Source organism: Microbulbifer maximicatervae (SeqCode), assembly GCF_052467505.1.
Genome location: NZ_CP174313.1, coordinates 4806101 through 4825141, shown reverse-complemented (window position 1 = coordinate 4825141; position 19041 = coordinate 4806101). Strand labels below are relative to the sequence as shown.

The window sequence follows — 19041 nt, the reverse complement described above, 5'->3', positions numbered from 1 at the left end:
GGAGAAATTTCATACAGTTGGGCGACAGCGAATACGCTTAAAATTTGAAGTTATTTCACACACGAGCTGCGTTGTCCCCAACTATAACTTTGCCGCTAAAAACCTAATCGGTATTGCAACTATCTGGCACAATATAAAGGAATAACTGTGTCTCCCCAAAAAACTGGTTTCCAGCTTTCTCCTGTAGGATTCGTAAAAATATTCCTACTCATTATGACGGTTTCTGCACTGCTTATTTTTAGCCGCCACTCTCTAGCACAATGTACCCCCGGCAATAGTGGCACCACTGCCGCAGATGAAATCACCTGTGACGAAGACAATGACCCCGATGGTGCGGACATAGAAACTTATGCCGGCAACGATACCATCATTCTTAACGGTGGAACGGCGGAAAATGTACTTGCGGGAGAGGGAGATGACGAAATTACTATCACGGGAGGAATTGTTACTTTATTTGCCGACGGTGGTGCTGGCAACGATACGATAACTCTCGACGAGCGATCCAGTGATGTAGGGAATTATCTGGGGGGAGGAGGCATTCATGGAGGCGATGGAGATGACACCCTGATTCTACTCGATGGGTTGTCCTTTCACGTCTGGGGAGGAGAAGGAAACGATACCATCACCTTGGATGGAGGGTTCATTTTTAACTACCTGGATGGCGGAAACGGCGATGACTATATCTATTGGGATGAGGGCATCAGTAACGAAATTCGAGGCGGCTCCGGATCAGACACCCTACTGATAGATTCACACTCTTTCGATGGAGACGTCATACTGGATGGTGGTGATGATCTCAGTGCAAATGATGGTGAAGTCGACAATTTAATATTTAAATTGGATTACTCCGTTGATGGGACTCTTCTAAATAACTGGGAAAGAGTCGTTATCTGGGGTAGCTCCAAAATGACATTCACTGGGAGTTTAGCTGTCGGAGGAGGTCTCGATTCGGAAGGAAATTCCCTCGGCCTGGATATTCGCTGGGGTGGGCAGGCATTTTTTGATAGCGACAATTATGTAATTTCAGGAGATGTCTCCAATAGTGGAACCATTGATCTATCCAACAATAGGTTCAACACCCTCACCATAGCCAAAGACGATAATGGAAATTATGGGCAATACCGCTCTAATAATGGGCGCCTATGGGTAGACGCCGTCCTTGAAGATGATTTTTCACAGAGCGATCAACTAATTGTGGAAGGAGACAGCTCTGGCACCACCACTATCTCTGTCTTTAACCGCTCAGGTAAAGGAAAGCGGACAGAGGGCAATGGTATTAAGGTGGTTTCCGTCAAAGGCGAATCAAATGCACAATTCACTCTGGCAGGGGACTTTGTCAGTAAAGATGATCAGCAGGCAGTGATAGGTGGAGCCTATGCTTACACATTGCACCAGAACGGCGCAGGAGGAAGTGATGATGGCAGCTGGTATTTGCGTTCAACTGTGGATAACTCTTCAGTATTTCCTGAAGGCGGAATGATCCGCTGGCAACCTACTGCAGTACTCTACGAAGCCCTCCCGCAAATTCTCAGAACACTCAATATTCCCGCTTCACTGCGCAGCCGCCTGGGCAATCGCTATTGGGTAGGTACAAGCTATTTGGACTTGGCCAGTAGCGAGTATAGCGATGCCCAAGAGCAGGCAATTGATAATCGTGGACTTTGGATCAGGAACTCTGCCCGGCATATTACCCTTGACCCTAATGAGTCCAGTACCCGTGCAAACTGGAAACAGACTTACTATCAAGTACAAGTGGGCTTTGATTTACCAATACAAGTCTCCGTGTTTGGAAGCCAACTTATTGGCAGCGCCGCTTTGCACTACGGCGATTCAAATAACGATGTGAGTTCATTTTTTGGTGATGGCTCAATCGATGCGAGTAACTACGGCGTCAGCGCATTTGTCACCTGGTATGGATTGGATGGCATTTTTATTGATAGTCAACTTAAGCTAAATTGGTTTGACTTTGAAATGGATGCCAGGTCACTACGCGAACTCAATAATAGCGATGAAGCATTTGGTTACGCCTTGTCTATCGAGGGCGGAAAGAGTTTTAAACTGCATGATTACTATTCCTGGACACCCCATGCGCAATTGATTTACACCTCGGAGGAAGCCAATAACTTGCAGGATATCTATGCCGTACAAGCTACAGATATCAATAACAATGGCTTCCTCTTACGCTTGGGAACCATCTTTGAAAAGCGCAAGAGTCAACGTAAGAGTAGTCGCAATATGTATGGCTCAATTCCCCTGGAAAGGTTCTCTCTATTCGCAACTCCGAGCCTTATTTACAATATCGACCAGAGGACCAATTTACTCGTATCGGAAACCCGACTCAGTCAAAAACCTGATACCTGGTACGGTGAATTGCGCTTGGGCGCGAGCTACGATGAGTGCGGTGATCACTGTTCTATCTATTCAGAAATTTATTACAGTAGCAGTTTGGAAAACCTGGGGAATAGTTTTTCCGGAGGCTTGGAATTAGGATTTCGTTATAAGTGGTAGCAATTTGAGATTAAACTGAAAGCCAAACATCAACCTTAGAGAACGACAGCTACATTACCTATAGATTAAGCAGCGCCTATTCACTCTAACAGTAACTGAGTTAAATTATATTCAGAAAATACTCTGCGTATTTTCTTATCGTTACCACACTTTCCCTTTAAATTTTGTTTCTTCAAGCCGCTAGCCTGACACCCAGGGATTGTTAAAAACCTATCCCTCCAGAAACGAACATCTGGCACTCTTGCACAACGAACTCCTTGCCTCATACTCATGGCTTTAAGCCAGATATCATCCGCATTAGGACATAACTCCAAAAACTTATCTTTATTCAGAACATCGGGATGTAAAGATCCGGGATAATATAAAACACCCCCAACTCCAGTAGGAAAAACGCGATACGAAGGTTTGATATTCATGTTGCACTTCCAAGTTTCCCGCGTTGTCCTCCATTTATTGTAAGGCAACACATTACCTTTTTTATCAACACCTATCCTGTGAGCTCGATGACAGAAAATATGTGACGGGAACTTTAAATATGACTGATACAGCATATCGATGGTATCCATCGGGTAGAGGATATCGTCATCCACCGTGATTATCAGGCTATCAGGAAATTTTTGAAGCGTGTAATAATACTTTGTGTAAGGTCCTAGATCTTCATCAACAAATTCAATTTTCAACCCACGATCCACCTGCCTCATTAAAATATTGGGCAACATATAATCTGGAAATTCTTTGGTCGATAGCCAAAGTACAATTAAATCCGCCTTTAGCGACTGCTGAAATAAACTCTCGATACACAAATGGATATCATGGATTCGCTTTCCATAGCTAGTCAGAGAAACAACAATACTGTGTTTAGCCGCATTACCTACCCCAGAATCATTACCACTGAGGGCCGACTGCTCCAATATTCTCTTCCAGACCAGAGCATCTAATTTTAGGTTGTTGTTGATTGTATTTTTCTTGCTGCGCTTCGCCGTAAAACCCTTGAACATATTGACTTTACAATCTGGGGTTGAGACAACTCAATGCCTGGTTTTAGACATATACCTAAAAAGGACATTCAGTAATCCGTGGCCGCACATTAGAATTATTGAAATTCATAGTGCAGTAACAGAAATTGGTATAGGCGAGCTCAATTTTCCAAGATCGACCACACCCTCAATAGTAAAGGTATGGTCTAGTTTTCGGTAAATGCAACATTTACTATCCTACTTCACCTGCTCCTTCCGTCTCAGAGGCCAGTTTTTTCGTTGCACCACGGCGACCATATAACGCCAAAAGAACGCCAGATGGGAACATCAATACACCGTAAACTGCTGAGGGCACGGACATCTCACTCGAGTGTAAGAGCGTGAGGGTTACCATCATTCCGATGGTACTGTTCTTAATACCGAGTTCCGTTGCAACCGCAACCCCTTCCCGCTTTGGCAGGCCAGCAACCCGGCTGATAAGAAGCCCCAATAGCACACCACAGAGATTCAAAAGAATGACCGAGGGTCCAGCTTGAACCATCAAGTCTGCAAGGCGATCGCGAATTCCCCAGATAAGGCCTGCTACCAGTGCAAGCAATACAACCCCGCCAAAAATACTGACTATTCCCTCTGCGCGGCGAGCCAGGTGCGGTCTCCAGGCGCGAAATAGCATCCCTATCACAACAGGCAAGAGGACAATACTGGATAACATCACCACTGTACTGGCGAATGGCAGAGTTATAGTCTGGTCAGCGCCGAAATAAGTTCGAAGCGCATAATTTGCGAAAAGCGGTAAACTGGCAATTGTAATCAGGCTGGCAGAAACTGTTAATACAATAGAAAGCGCCACGTTGCCGCGAGCCATCAAGGTAAACAGGTTCGATGTTGTGCCTCCCGGACAGGCGGCAATAATGACTAGGCCAACAGCAATGGCCGGTGGTAGATTTAATCCCCAGCAGAGGCCAATTGCTATAGCTGGCATCAGGAGAATTTGGGTAAAAGTTCCGATAATAAGGCCAATGGGCTTTACCGTTACCTGATGGAAATCCCTGGCAGTTAGGGTCATCCCTATTCCCACCATGATAATAAACAGCGAGATAGGCAAGCCGATCGAAATAAGAGGACCTGATTCCATGATTTTCTCCAGTATCAGTCACTGTAAGAAAAATACCCGACCAAAATCAACTCCCAGAATAAAGCTGGCACTGGAGATGGATAACGAAATCAAGGCAGAAACTCCACTGCCAGGGGACTTATTTCGACATCGGTAATTCGCTGATTTTCTTGGTGCTCGGATCGATTCTTATAAGTGTAATTATTATTTTTAGTTCAGATGGTAAAGCAATCATAGATGACTGCACCAATCTGTCTTGTATTTTAGCAATATACAGAAGTTTAATGACTCAGGAAACGATACAGAAGACCATGATTTCCTCCCTGAAAAGCGGACAGGTAGATAATTGGGACAACTTAATGTGGTCCGTGGGAAGTTCGGATATTCCCACTAGCGAGGGCTCCGTTACAGCTTTTAGTGCAGCTAACCAACTCCCCTGGCTTCTACCCACGCGACGAAAGTCCCTATTGGAATACTTCTCCTGCCCGAAAGTAAAAAATGCACTTTCCCCTGAACTGGATAATTACCTGCACGAACTCAACCTCAACAAACCCAATAACCGCTTGGGCACTTACTTTGAAAGGCTCTGGTCATTTGCCTTTGACAAACATCCCGACTACCAGCTCCTCTACCAAAACCTCCCTCTAAGGTCTGGCGGCAAGACACTGGGGGAACTCGACTTCGTCGTGCAACACCTGCCCAGCAATCAGTGTGAACACTGGGAGATTGCCGTAAAATTTTATCTCCAGGTTACCGATATCCATTGGGTAGGGCCCGGAATCAAGGACCGACTGGATATCAAACTGGCAAGAATGGCAGATCATCAACTGCCACTGATTGACATGCCGGCAGTTCAATCGATGCTGAAAGAGCACGGCCTAGAGATAGATCGCCAGTGGGCGCTAATGCCTGGGAGGCTATTCAAACCGCTGGATACACTTCACCGGCCCTCCAGTCATGATCTTTGGTGGGTATCGTTATCCGAGTTTCGATCACTCTCCCTGAGCCAGGCAAACCGCGGTGCTCTCGAGTGGCTGGCACTCCCCAAGCAAGCCTGGCTGGCGCCTCAGAGAAGCACCACCGGCATGACTGCCGATCAACTGCTAGAGGCGCTGCTGCCCGAAAGTTTTACCCACCCCCTGTGCATCGCCGCCGTCGATAAAAATGGCGAAGCCTGCAGAGGCTTTATCGTGCCCGACAACTGGTACCAAAGAGCCAAAAGTAGCTTGAGCATATAACCCCGGCTGCGCCAGCCTCTCCCCAGATCAGAACCCGGGAGCCTCTCGCTGGCCTCACATTATTTTCTAAATTGGTGATTGACATAGATCAATTTACATTTACAATTTTCAGAAATTTCTGAAACTTAAGAAGTAAATGAAACTATCGAGTCAAGCCCAGGCATTCGTACTGCACTTTGGTGAAATGGGTAGCCGCTGGGGATTCAATCGCACGGTCGGGCAAATGTTTGCCCTACTCACCATTCATCCCACGCCACTCAATGCCGAGCAATTGGCCCAGGCACTGAAGATCAGTCGTGGCAATGTCAGTATGGGGCTCAAAGAGCTACAGGCCTGGCGCTTGGTTGAGCTGCACCATCAACCGGGCGATCGCAAAGATTATTTCACTGCAGCTGGGTCAATCTGGGACCTCGCTCGCACTGTCTTCGAGGAGCGCCGCAAGCGAGAGCTCGACCCTACATTAAGTCTGCTTCGCCAGCTGCTGCTCAATGAGCCCCAAGATGAGCTGGATGCCCAGGCACAGGAAAAAATCCAGGAAGTTTACAGCTTGCTGGAGCTACTCGAAGAATTTGCCAACACACTCAGCAAGCTAGAACACCAGGACCTGCTTAAATTGATGAAGCTAGGCTCCGGTATCGTCAAGCTACTGGAACTCAAAAGTAAGATGACAGGTGGACAGAACACCTCAAACTAGCGAAAAAAACGCTAGCACGAGGAATATACCGCTGCACTCAAAGCGAAATAACACCTTCATCTGAAGCACTTATTCCGGGGAGAAACCCATAGGGCCAAATCCATGGCTAAAAGCCCCGGCATATTTTTAATCCAGCAGCCCATAGTGCTGGATTAAAAACGGCACAAGGCCGTGCCGCTGCCGATCCAAAGTCGGCTCCTGCAGGATTGTATACGCGGGAACACACACCTGCCTCTATATTTTCTTGCAGTGCCGATTAGCACAGGAGGTGCTAATCGGCTCACTGGTTCAAAGATCTCAGACCAGCAGAGGCTCTCATGCTAGATACCCTGATCCTTTCCAGGATACAGTTTGCCGCAAATATCAGCTTTCATATTCTATTTCCAACAATCACCATCGCACTCGCGTGGATCGTTTTCTTTTTTAAATTACGCTACGACCAAACTAATAATCCGGTCTGGATGCGCGCATATCGTTTTTGGGTAAAAGTCTTTGCCCTGACATTTGCTCTCGGCGTAGTGAGTGGCATCACCATGTCATTCCAGTTCGGAACAAACTGGCCCGGCTTTATGGCCCAGGTCGGCAATATCGCCGGCCCGCTTCTCGGATACGAAGTACTTACTGCATTCTTTCTCGAAGCAACCTTTCTCGGCATTATGTTGTTTGGCATTAATAAGGTGCCAAGCAAAATACATACTTTATCTGCCTTTATTGTGGCAACAGGAACCACTCTATCCGCTTTTTGGATTATTGCTCTCAACTCCTGGATGCAAACACCTGCCGGATTCGATTTACGGGATGGAGTCGCCTACCCGGCAAGCTGGATGGAAATTATCTTTAACGCCTCTTTCCCCTACCGACTTACACATATGCTGCTGGCTTCGGGTTTGACGGCATCTTTCTTTGTTGCGGGGATTTCCGCTTATCGGATTCTTAAAGGAGACCCCAAACGCGCGCCCCGGCTCGCCCTTAAAACAGGACTGATTCTCGCTGCCATCTTTATTCCGATTCAAATCTATGTGGGTGACTTACACGGACTCAACACTTTTGAGCACCAACCGCAAAAAGTCGCCGCAATGGAGGGAGTCTGGGAAACAGAGCGCGGTGCGCCCCTGCTGTTATTTGCGATACCCGATGGAGAAGAAAAAACCAACCATTTGGCGATCGGCATTCCCAAGATGGCCAGCCTTATCCTAACCCATGAGTGGGATGGTGAGATCAAGGGAATAAATGAATTCCCCGATAATCACCCACCGGTAGCCCCCGTATTTTTCGCCTTCCGCATTATGGTCGGCATAGGAATATTGATGCTGCTAACCGCTTGGGGAGGGGTCTATCTATTGCGTAAAGGTGAGCTGCCTCGCTGGATGCTCAAAACCCTGGTCGCGATGACATTCTCCGGCTGGATAGCCACTTTGGCCGGTTGGTATGTCACAGAAATTGGACGCCAACCCTGGCTCGTAACAGGAGTACTGAAAACCGCCGACGCTGTTACTCCAGTACCACCTTCTCATGTCGGTTTTTCCCTAACCCTTTATCTGGTTGTCTACGTGATATTGCTCTATGCGTACATAAGAACCCTGAAAGTGATGGCCCTGAAGTCTGTAAAAGTCGAGGAGTTTGAAACTCAGGAACTATTCGCCGGCACTAGCTTAACCAACCGCCCAAAAGATACCGAGAAAAATGACAAGGGAGAAGGCAAATGACCGGTAGCTCTTCTGCAGCGGCCTATTGGCTGCCTGTCGCCTTTGTCGCCCTTATGGGCCTGGCGGTAATAGTCTACGCAATTCTGGATGGCTACGATCTTGGTGTGGGCATTTTGCTCCCCATGGGAGAAGAGGAGGAATCCCAGCGGGATACCATGATCGCATCCATTGGCCCCTTTTGGGATGCCAACGAAACCTGGCTGGTGCTGGCAATCGGTTTGCTCCTGATTGCATTCCCAATCGCACACAACCTGGTGTTAATGCACCTATATATACCAGCTGCGATTATGCTGGTCGGGCTAATCATGCGAGGAGTGGCATTCGACTTTCGTGCCAAGGCTGCCATCGACAAAAAGCTAACCTGGGATCGAACCTTTAAAGCCGGGTCTATTATTACCAGCCTTGCGCAGGGGTACATGCTAGGACAGTACGTGATTGGCTTTAAGCCCGACTGGTCTGCACAGCTTTTTTCAGCACTCAGCGCTCTGGGAGTTACCGCCGCATACGCCTATATTGGCGGCGCCTGGCTGGTTCTTAAAACCGAGTCGGAGCTGCAAAAACGAGCGACCACATGGACCCGTTACGCAGGGCGGGCCACCCTGCTTGGGGTGGTTGCAGTATCGGCCATCAATCCACTGGTAAACCCAACAGTATTCGACCGATGGTTTACCTACCCTCTGGTTATGTTTGTACTACTCGTCCCCACCCTGTGCTTTATCGCCTTTGTCTCCAATGATGTTCTGTTGGCGAGAATGCCTAAGCCTGCAGATAGACATAAAGCGGTTCCTTTTTTTACAGTCGTCGTTATTTTTCTGATGTGCTTTGTCGGCCTGGCCTTCAGCTTTTTCCCTGATATTGTTCCCGGCGAACTAAATATTTGGCAGGCAGCCAGTGCCACCGCCTCATTAAAATTTATTCTTGTGGGTGCGGTAATAGTGGTTCCCGTCATCCTCGCTTATACCGTTTTCTCTTATTACGTCTTCCGAGGAAAGGCGACAGAGCTACATTATCACTAGCTGCATTTCCATTCGGCTGGCAGAAATACCTGCTAGCCGAATTTAATTAATTAAGGTGGAACTACCCCACAAATCAAACAAGTTCTTCTTGCTCGCCCGAATTTGGTACGATTATAATAATCAATTCCAAAAGACAATTTTTTACATGGAAGTAAAGCGTATGCTAGCCCATGGCCAGTACCGCTTGTCTAAAGGGGGAGGTAGTTTGAACCAAATCGATCGACGAGCAATCAGCCGGCGCGACACCGCCAGTCCGCGCAAACCACAACGCAAAAATGGTCGGGAGAAGTATGAAAAGCTTCTTGACGCCCTTGAAGTATTAATTACTGAACAAGACTCTACGGATATTAGCCTCGCAAACCTTAGTCAGGTTGCAGGTGTTCCAGCAGCGTCTGTTTATCATTTCTTCCCAAGTGTAGATGCCAGCTTAACCGCCCTGGCCGAGCGTCACTATAAATCTTTCGGTGACGTAGTATTGGGCCATTCGGATTTTTCTCCGTCAGAAAGCTGGCAGGATATGCTGAATCAGCTGTGCGACCTTGTGCGCGGCTACTATGAAGAGAATCTCGCGGCACTAAAAGTACATTTTGGACCTCAGTCCAGTTGGGCATTACGCCAACTACAAATGGAAAACAATTGGCGCCTGGCAGATACTCTGATCAAGAACCTGTCTCGGGAGTTTGAGTTACCACCCTCTCAGGATTGGCGAGACCGGTTTATGTGTGCCATCAACATTAATGACTCTTTCTGCTCCCAGTCTTATTCCCGCTTTGGGAAAATAACAGAAGACTCCGCAGCAGAGGGGAAACGGGCCGCTGCAGCCTACTTAAAGCTCTACCTCGGTGAGCTTTTGCAGAGGCGCCAATTGCGCTTTGCCCCACTGGAGGCTTCGGCCTAAGCCCAGTAGCAGAACCGCTAACAAAAAAGCCCGACAAGTAATTGTCGGGCTTTTTTGTGCCCGTCATTTCCACCCAGCCCTCTGTTTAAGCCTCACCTGACTAACAATTACCAATAATCAAAAAAAAGAGGGTAAAAAATATTTGCTAATAAAATAGCTTCAACTTTTATATATATCAAATGGCTATATACAGACTTATATTAACTTCACTTTATAACTATGTTGATTAAGGGAAGCAGCGCTAGAATTGCATTTTTGTGACTGGCAAGACTGAACCTACACTTCATTAACTAATATCGATTGTGGAGGTCCCTTATGCCCATTGCTTCACACGAGCTCTCGGTGGATTTCCCAGAATATGCAGACACAATCAAGCAGCTCATCGAAGACGATATTCAATTCAAACTTGAAAACGACATCTACAGCAAACTGGATAAACAAATAAGAGGCCTTCAGGATAGTGGTATTGGCACCGACGACGATCACTATTCCAGCCTCAAAAAACAGAGAGCCTACTTAAAACAGCACCTCTATAACCGCATTACTTCAGTGATTACACATCACTAAAGTACGCGTTAACAGTTGCTCGTAGCAGCACTAGCGGTCACTGCAGTTGCTGAAAGGGCACGCAGCCTAAAAGAGCTTGGCCTATGCAACTGTACTTGACCTTTTCCTCCCCCTTTGCGCGCAAGGCGCGCATTGTTGTGCAAGAACAGCGCCTGCACTCTGTGGTAACAGAGCATTTCTCTCACCCCTTTCACAATGACGACGAACTTATTTCCAGCAACCCCTTGGGAAAAGTCCCCTGTCTAACCCTGGATAATGGCTCCTCGATCATTGACAGCGAAGTCATCTGTGCATTTCTTGATAAAAGCTTAGGAGATGGTCACTTATCTGCACCACTGGACAACAATTGGGATCTGTATACTTTTCACAGTGTCAGCTCTGGATTAATGGACGCAGCAGTGCATCTGCAAATGGAAAAGCTGCGCGCACGGGAAGAACTTAGGTCTGATTTTTGGTGGCAGCGCTACTTCAGTGCTATTGAGAGATCTCTAGATTACCTGGAAAAGCACCTGGATCGATTACCCGCCAGTCTTAGCTTGCCACATATTAACTTGTGCTCAGCACTATCCTATCTTGATTTTCGCCATGAAAATTTTGACTGGAGAAGTGACCACCCGAAACTTATGGCCATATCGGAAGATTTGGAGAAAAGTGAAAGCCTGAATAAGTGTCAGCTGCATGAATAGTTACAAAATGCGAAATACCAACAAGAATAAGTTATCCCGCTATTTGTTCTGAACAGGTCAAAATACTGAGTAGTAAACTATTGTGTCAGGTGGAAAGGAGACTCTACAACTGAGACTCGCTGTGATTACATCTCGGTAAGCTCGGAATCGGCATTCATCCTTAATGCGTTACTACAGCGCAGCGCATTCCTCATTTTTAGGCGCCGTGACTCCATCAGCAGAATGTAGTCTATTTTAATTAATATAAATGCCACACTTTTTTACTAGCCTAATCCCTTTTGGAATACTCCCATGGCCAAACAACCGAAGAGTACTCTTTGGATAATCCTGCACAGTGTGGCCATTGTTGCAGTTTTATGTAGCCTGCTAACGGGGCTCCGTATCTCCACATTAACTAAGCCAAGCATTGGAAATATCGAAGAACTGTTACCCCAGGGACATATTCATGATATTCACTTCTTTGTAGCAATTGTTACTTCAGCCATCCTTCTCTGCTACTTATCCTATAAAGTAACAATTAAAATAAAAAATACAAACTCGCAAAGCAAACCTCATAAAACATCAATTAGCTACCATAGGGTAGTAACACGCATTGGCTCATTTTTTTTAATACTCATGATCTTAAGTGGCTGGATTTTATTTATTGGTTCCGGCAATCCTTCTATCTTTCGCCAGGCACACTTTTATAGTGCTTTTACGATCTTATTCTATATATTCCTTCACGCTGGCGTTTACCTAACAACCTATGGCCTGAAGGCTTTGAGTCATTTACTTCCCAATACTCGATCGGGCTATCGAACTTCAATTTTCACCTACTTATCTACCGGCTGTATCACTTTATTACTTTGGATTACTGTTACAAATAACAGTTACCACGATCTTACAGTTGAGAAAATAAATCCGGAAACCTTTATAAACATAGATGGAATCCCCCAAGAATCCGCATGGTCCTCAGCCATATCACTTAAAATCCATACTGACGGAGGTGCTAACTTTATTGATGGTAGCTCAACCGTCAACTTGAGAGCCTTGCATAACCAACAGGAAATATTTTTTCATATCACTTGGGAAGATCCCACTGAAAGCCTGAAACACCTACCACTGAAAAAAGTTGGTTCTGGCTGGGAAATACAACAGCAAGGTTTTCAAAGTTTTAATGAAACCCGTCACTATGAAGATAAGTTTGCCATCCTGCTTTCCAATTCCTGTGATTTCGGTGCTTCGGGAACCTCTCACCTGGGCCGCAAACCATCAGCACAGTTGCCCGCAAATTGGCATGGCAAGGGCTACCACTACAGCTCATCCGATGAAATACACGATCTCTGGCACTGGAAAGCAGTAAGAACCAATAAAATGCACCTGGCAGATGACAATTATATTGGCAGGCCTGATATTGTAAGGCCAGGAGCACGCCGCTATACCGCAGGATATCTCCAGGATGGCAAAGAGTCCGGGGCATACTTAATGAACTGGAAGTGGTACTCCTTAAAAAACGTTACACCAAAACGACTCCCCAAAAGTCCCTCCAGCCTGACGCCATATCAAAACGAGGATACAAAGAGCGATTGGACTATTTCCTGGTTTGATTACCAGCCATACACGGCTGAAGATGACAATTATCCTATCAATACGATTATGCCTTCAGTCCTCTATACCTCAAATCGCTTTGAGGGAGATCGTGCCGATGTCAGGGCCTATGCTGTTTGGCAGGAAGGCCAATGGTCTATGGAGATGGTGCGAAAATTAAATACTGGGTCAGCGTTAGATGTAGCAATAAAAGATGGTATTTGCCTCTGGGTTTCTGCCTTTGATCACTCGCAAATCGCCCACACTCGCCACGCCCTCCCCGTCAAAATCAAGTTGGCAGATCAATAATGTTTGTGCGCATATTTTGGGTATTCATTTTTCCTGCAATCACGGTCTGTGCAGTCATACTGCACCAACCATCACAACCTCTGCCAAGGGAATATCACTTAGTTAAAATTGATAAAAATGGGGAGCCTATCGAGGCTTGGGCAGGCCCCTGGTCCTGTATCTGCGACACCGATACAGGGCTTCTTTGGGAAGTAAAAACTGACGACGAAGGAATTCACGATGGAAGGTGGACCTACTCGTGGTATCAATATGAAGAAGGTATAGAAAATAATGGAGATTGTTATTTTGAAGAAGAGCGGTGTGATACCGAGGATCTGATTCGCAATACCAATCAACAGAAATTGTGTGCAACGCAAAACTGGCGGCTCCCCGATATTACAGAGTTACGATCCATTATCCTGCAGGAAAGTAAATCTGGCAGACCTCTAATTGCGACTGAATATTTCCCGAAAACTCAAAGGGGAGATTATTGGACCCGTAATTTTGACAGGCCTTTATATGGCATCTACCAATATCTGGGAACAGGTGCTGGCGCAATCAATTTTATGAATGCAAAAACCATCACAATTCCCTATCGAAACGCCGCTTTCGTTCGTTTAGTCTCCAATCATTCAACGGCCTGTAATAAAGATCCACAATAATTCCGGCGCGCCGCACAAGTCTTTTGCAACTAATCTCTAAAGCTGCTGCGCCTGAAAAGAATAACCACTACTTACAGGAAACCCCCAATGAGACGGTTCTTAAGCACTGCTTTTGCTATCTCGGCTCTATGTTTGGCAATTGATGCCAGTTCAGCAACTAAACACCACAGATTGGCCTGGGATGGTGATGCATCCACCAGTGCCGTTATCGGTTTTTCGCCAGATGGCCACAGTAGTAACCCTTACATTAATTTTGGCTATTCAACCAATGAAAATAGCTGGAGCAGTCAAGGGGTTGATTCTACATCTACCTTCGATGGCAGCTTAGATAGCTACTTTGTCAGATTGGAAAACCTAACACCGGATTCAGCAGTTTACTATCGTGTGTGTGATCAGGACGGCTGTGGCGACCGGTTCTGGTTTAAAACGGCTCCTGCGGAGGAATCTCCCTTCGTCATAGTCGCTGGGGGAGATACCCGCACGGGGCATACAACACGGCGCGAGGGCAATGCTTTACTAGCCAAAATTCGCCCACTGGCCGTTATGCATGGCGGTGATTTTACCAACGCCAACAGTGCGTCGGAAATGGATGACTTTTTACAAGACTGGACGCTGACCTACTCCAACGACGAAATTGATGGCTATAGCTATCAACGTATTTACCCTCTAATACCTACCCATGGAAATCATGAGGATGACAACTATTCAACCACCTGCCAGGTCTTTGGTGTGGACTTCAATGCGGATGGTAGTTGTAGCCCCAGTGATACCTACGGCGCAGTACAAATTTCCCCCCTATTGCGTGTCTACACACTAAACAGCCAGTTTCAAGAAAGCGGCTGGTCATCTTATGCTACCGCCATGAACAATTGGCTTGAGAGTGATTTAGCAGGGACTGGCGCCTACAGTCACTGGCGCTTTGCCCAGTACCACAAACCCATGTTCCCCCACTACAGCGGTAAATCTGACAACCCCACATTATTTAATTGGTGGGCACAACCCTTTTATGACTACGCCATGAATATGGTGGTCGAATCAGATACCCATCTCACCAAAGTCACCGAAGTCGTTGCCCCCAGTAATAGCGATTTTTCAACCAACGAAACCGGCGGCACCGTTTACGTTGGTGAGGGAAGCTGGGGAGCACCAGCTCGCTCAGCAAATGATGCCAAGTTTTGGACCATAGATATGGCCAGCATCCAGCAGTTCAAAGTTATCCAGGTCAGCTTTGACCAACTCACTGTACGCACAGCACAGTTCGATAACAGCGCAAGTACTCTAACACGAGAAGATCGAGCCAATAATCCTCTTGTATTACCGGAAAATATCAATTGGTGGAGCGCCAACCGAATTGGTGAAGCTATGGTTCTCGCACAAAATAACGTTGGCAGGAGCGTTATGCTTGAGGACGACACTGGTAATGGCGAACTGTCACTACCAGTGACTGATGACACATTTATTTCATCGCGCTACTCTTCCAGTAATTTTGACAATGACTCAGATGGACTTCTCGCAGATGGCAGTGATAGCACCTATGGAACGCTTTACTCACTGATTAAATTTGATCTTTCCAATTTATCTCACTGCTCGACGATAAATTCAGTTGAGATCGAATTTAATATCACCAACCGGTCCAGCAATAGTTACGGTATTTACTTGGCTGAATCCAACTGGAGTGAGGAATCAGCCACCTGGGATTCTGTCGGTGGATCAACGGTGCTTTCACAGTTGGCCGCCAGCTTTACCCCGTCGTCTACTGGAACCCAAGTGGTGAACTTGAGTTCATCAAGTCTTCTGGATAGTTGGCTGAACAATGAAAATACTGGCTTGGTCATTGCCTCACTGAGTGGCAGTGATGGGGTAGATATCTCTTCACAAGAAACCGGTATTGCCCCAGCCCTCAGGGTAACCGCCGATTGCAGCGATTCTATTAGTGAAGAGGTATCTCAAGTTGCTTCAGACGATGTGTTTATTTCATCCAGAAAAGAGGATAATAATTTCGATGCTGATAGCGATGGACTCCTCGCCGACGGCAGTGATCTAACCTATGGAACTCTCTATAGCCTCATTCGCTTTGACTTATCAGATTTAAGCTGTCGCCAGTATATTGATGCGACACTCGAGTTGAATGTAACCAATACCTCCAGCAATAGCTACGGCATTTACATGGCAACACAAAGTTGGCGGGAAGAGTCGGCCACTTGGGATTCTGTCGGGGGTAGTTCTATTCTCGGACTCCAGGTGGGCAGTTTTATCCCCTCCTCTACCGGCCGACATCTCATTGACCTGGGAGCCTCAGGAATCGTCGACAGCTGGTTAAACGATAATAATAACGGCCTGGTCATCGCATCGGAACGGGGCATTAACGGTCTGGATTTAAGCTCCAAAGAGAGCGGGCAGAGCCCTCTTCTTACCTTACAGACACTCTGCAATTAATTGCCTTCAGGGCTCTCTGTCCGGAGAGCCTTATTTATCCCGTTCTGTGTATCTTATTTCTCCAACACTGGTTTAGATTTACAATCCAAATTTTTTGGCACGAACTTCTTCAAAATATAAAAATATCAACGTCACCCTACCCCAAAACCATAATTCCTTTAAATAAAAGAACCAGTAATTAAGTTTACCAATCTACCTTATTAATTCCTTTTAAACCTGACGCTATAAAATTCATATACTATTAACCCCATATCCAAGACTACGCTTCAGCCAAAGGGCAAAAGAAATCAGCGGTAAGGAATAGAGTCAGGTATTTCATCATCAAATAAATAATGAGCCAAAGGATGTACCAACGATCGTACGGAGATACTGTAAATGTTAATAAAATATAATCGTAGTTATGTCGCTTTATTAATCTCAATATTTATAGTCGCGCCATTTAGTGTCGCAGATACCCATGAGGAAGTTGTCACTGATCCAGTAATTCTTGAGGGTGCAGTAGAAGGACAGCCAAAGTCCAATCGGTTTTGGTGGCCTGATCAGCTGGATCTGCGTCCCCTCAGGCAGCACTCTCCAAGATCCAACCCAATGGGTGACGACTTTGATTACGCTGCCGAATTCCAAACCCTGGACCTTAAAGCGGTAAAACAGGACATCGAAACTCAGCTCAAAACTTCACAGGACTGGTGGCCCGCAGACTATGGCCATTACGGCCCATTTATGATCCGAATGGCCTGGCACAGCGCTGGCACCTACCGGATCGGTGATGGTCGCGGTGGTGCCCGTGGCGGCCAACAGCGTTTCGATCCCCTCAACAGCTGGCCTGATAATGCCAATCTCGATAAAGCCCGCCGTCTACTCTGGCCCATCAAACAAAAATATGGGCGCAAATTGTCCTGGGCTGATCTTATGGTGCTAACCGGCAATGTAGCCCTGGAGTCCATGGGATTCCCCACTTACGGATTTGCCGGGGGGCGACAGGATGACTGGGAGCCCGACCTGGTTTATTGGGGGCCCGAAACGAAGATGCTGGCAGATGAGCGTTACACCGGCAACCGAGAGTTGGACAAGCCCCTGGGCGCTGTGCAAATGGGGCTTATTTATGTCAACCCGGAGGGCCCCAATGGCAATCCCGATCCGGTGGCTGCCGCCACAGATATCCGCGAAACCTTTGCCCGCATGGCGATGAATGACGAAGAGACAGTAGCCTTGATTGCCGGAGGCCATACTTTTGGTAAGGCTCACGGTGCAGTGAAAGCTGATTGCCTCGGCCCAGAGCCCGCCGCCGCCCCGATAGAGCAACAGGGGCTTGGCTGGAAAAATAAGTGTGGGAAAGGTAATGCCGACGACACAATGACATCCGGCCTGGAAGGGGCCTGGTCTGCCGCCCCGATCAATTGGAGCCAGCAGTATCTGGACAACCTGTTTAAATTCAATTGGGTCAAAACAAAAAGTCCAGCTGGTGCCGTTCAGTGGATTCCCGATGATCAGAGCGCGGCAAATCTGGTGCCCGATGCATTCGACAAGAACAAGCGCCATGCCCCCATCATGTTTACCACGGATTTATCCCTTAAGTTCGATCCCAGCTACAAAGAAATTGCCAAGCGGTTTCAGGAAAATCCGGAAGAATTTCAACGCGCCTTTGCCAAAGCCTGGTTCAAGCTGACTCATCGGGATATGGGCCCTCGCGCGCGCTATTTGGGAGCGGAGGTGCCCGAAGAAGATTTAATTTGGCAAGACCCTATCCCCAAAGTTGATCACCCTCTGATTGACAGCCGGGATATAAATTCTCTCAAAGCAAAAATACTGGCGGCAGGCATTAGCGTTCCCGATCTGGTGAGGACTGCCTGGGCCTCTGCTTCTACCTTCCGTGGTTCAGATTTTCGCGGTGGCGCCAATGGTGGCCGTCTTCGCCTGGAACCCCAAAAGGACTGGTCGGTAAATGATCCCACTGAACTATCACAAGTCCTGGCATCGCTGGAAAAAGTCCAGCAGGAATTTAACAGTTCCCAATCCGGGGGCAAAAAAATCTCAATGGCAGATATCATTGTACTTGGAGGCGCAGCAGCCATTGAAAAAGCAGCAGAGCAAGGCGGACATAAAATTCAGGTCCCATTCAAACCTGGACGCACCGATGCTTCCCAGGAACAAACAGATATTAATTCTTTTGCAGTACTACAACCTCTGGCCGATGGCTTCCGCAACTACTTTGGCGATGGTTATGGAAGAACCCCTACAGAGTTATTAGTTGATAAAGCCAGTCTGTTAACCCTGAGTGTGCCTGAAATGACTGTTCTGGTTGGAGGAATGCGCGCACTTAATGCAAATACCGACTCCTCACAGAATGGTGTACTTACTCAGCGCCCCGGCACACTGACGAATGATTTCTTTGTGAATCTGCTCGATATGTCTACTGTCTGGTCCAAGTCGGCAAAATCAGAGGGTATCTATGAAGGAAAAGATCGCAAAAGTGGCCAGGCAAAGTGGACAGCCACACCTGTAGATCTGATTTTTGGTTCAAACTCTGAATTAAGGGCAGTCGCAGAGGTTTATGCTTCTAGTGATGGCGCTGACAAGTTTGTAAATGATTTTGTGCAGGCCTGGACCAAGGTAATGAATTTGGATCGGGTTGATCAGCCTCAGTCTTAAGAATCATATACCTCAATAAAGAAAAAACCGAGGCTA

The 19041-nt window shown here is 46.9% G+C and carries 14 protein-coding genes; 12 read left to right on the top strand and 2 right to left on the bottom strand.

All coding sequences use genetic code 11. From position 1 onward, the window contains the following. Positions 1-147 precede the first annotated feature (147 nt). Positions 148-2508, top strand: a complete 2361-nt coding sequence (locus ACJJIN_RS21185) for an autotransporter family protein (protein WP_444896091.1) — start codon at positions 148-150, stop codon at positions 2506-2508. 80 nt (positions 2509-2588) lie between these two features. Here ACJJIN_RS21185 and ACJJIN_RS21180 read toward each other — a convergent pair whose 3' ends face one another. Together ACJJIN_RS21180 and ACJJIN_RS21175 are read right to left on the bottom strand one after the other, a co-directional pair. Next, complete coding sequence (locus ACJJIN_RS21180) at positions 2589-3506, bottom strand: glycosyltransferase family A protein (RefSeq protein ID WP_444896090.1); 918 nt, start codon at positions 3504-3506, stop codon at positions 2589-2591. Positions 3507-3717: 211 nt separating this feature from the next. Then, entirely contained in the window at positions 3718-4620 is a 903-nt protein-coding gene (locus ACJJIN_RS21175; protein WP_444892036.1) for a bile acid:sodium symporter family protein, read from the bottom strand. Between the two features lie 263 nt (positions 4621-4883). Here ACJJIN_RS21175 and ACJJIN_RS21170 point away from each other — a divergent pair, with 263 nt between their 5' ends. The 11 genes from ACJJIN_RS21170 to katG all read left to right on the top strand — a co-directional run bounded on the left by ACJJIN_RS21170 (position 4884) and on the right by katG (position 19005). Next, a complete protein-coding gene (locus ACJJIN_RS21170; protein WP_444896089.1) occupies positions 4884-5837 on the top strand; it encodes a DUF1853 family protein in 954 nt (317 codons plus the stop codon). Positions 5838-5973: 136 nt separating this feature from the next. Beyond that, positions 5974-6531 carry a GbsR/MarR family transcriptional regulator gene (locus ACJJIN_RS21165; RefSeq protein WP_282931244.1) on the top strand — a complete coding sequence of 186 codons (558 nt, stop codon included), beginning with the start codon at positions 5974-5976 and terminating at the stop codon, positions 6529-6531. Between the two features lie 317 nt (positions 6532-6848). After that, on the top strand, positions 6849-8237 hold the full coding sequence (locus ACJJIN_RS21160) for a cytochrome ubiquinol oxidase subunit I (RefSeq protein WP_444896088.1): 1389 nt from the start codon (positions 6849-6851) through the stop codon (positions 8235-8237). Further along, complete coding sequence (gene cydB / locus ACJJIN_RS21155) at positions 8234-9253, top strand: cytochrome d ubiquinol oxidase subunit II (protein ID WP_444896087.1); 1020 nt, start codon at positions 8234-8236, stop codon at positions 9251-9253. The genes ACJJIN_RS21160 and cydB overlap by 4 nt, the downstream gene beginning before the upstream one ends. A gap of 145 nt (positions 9254-9398) precedes the next feature. Next, positions 9399-10151: a TetR/AcrR family transcriptional regulator gene (locus ACJJIN_RS21150; protein ID WP_444896086.1), complete on the top strand. Its 753-nt coding sequence runs from the start codon at positions 9399-9401 to the stop codon at positions 10149-10151. Between the two features lie 315 nt (positions 10152-10466). Then, positions 10467-10718, top strand: coding sequence for an HP1242/YdcH family protein (locus ACJJIN_RS21145; RefSeq protein ID WP_282931240.1), 252 nt, complete (start codon positions 10467-10469; stop codon positions 10716-10718). Positions 10719-10801: 83 nt separating this feature from the next. Beyond that, complete coding sequence (locus ACJJIN_RS21140; protein ID WP_444896085.1) at positions 10802-11404, top strand: glutathione S-transferase N-terminal domain-containing protein; 603 nt, start codon at positions 10802-10804, stop codon at positions 11402-11404. 291 nt (positions 11405-11695) lie between these two features. Further along, the gene (locus ACJJIN_RS21135; protein ID WP_444896084.1) at positions 11696-13279 is read left to right on the top strand and encodes an ethylbenzene dehydrogenase-related protein; all 1584 of its coding nucleotides are present in this window, start codon (positions 11696-11698) and stop codon (positions 13277-13279) included. Beyond that, a complete protein-coding gene (locus ACJJIN_RS21130) occupies positions 13279-13920 on the top strand; it encodes an Lcl C-terminal domain-containing protein (protein WP_444896083.1) in 642 nt (213 codons plus the stop codon). Before ACJJIN_RS21135 ends, ACJJIN_RS21130 begins: the two co-directional genes overlap by 1 nt. A gap of 87 nt (positions 13921-14007) precedes the next feature. Beyond that, positions 14008-16356, top strand: coding sequence for a DNRLRE domain-containing protein (locus ACJJIN_RS21125; protein ID WP_444896082.1), 2349 nt, complete (start codon positions 14008-14010; stop codon positions 16354-16356). A 375-nt stretch (positions 16357-16731) separates the two neighbouring features. After that, positions 16732-19005: a catalase/peroxidase HPI gene (katG, locus tag ACJJIN_RS21120; protein WP_444896081.1), complete on the top strand. Its 2274-nt coding sequence runs from the start codon at positions 16732-16734 to the stop codon at positions 19003-19005. Positions 19006-19041: the final 36 nt, after the last annotated feature.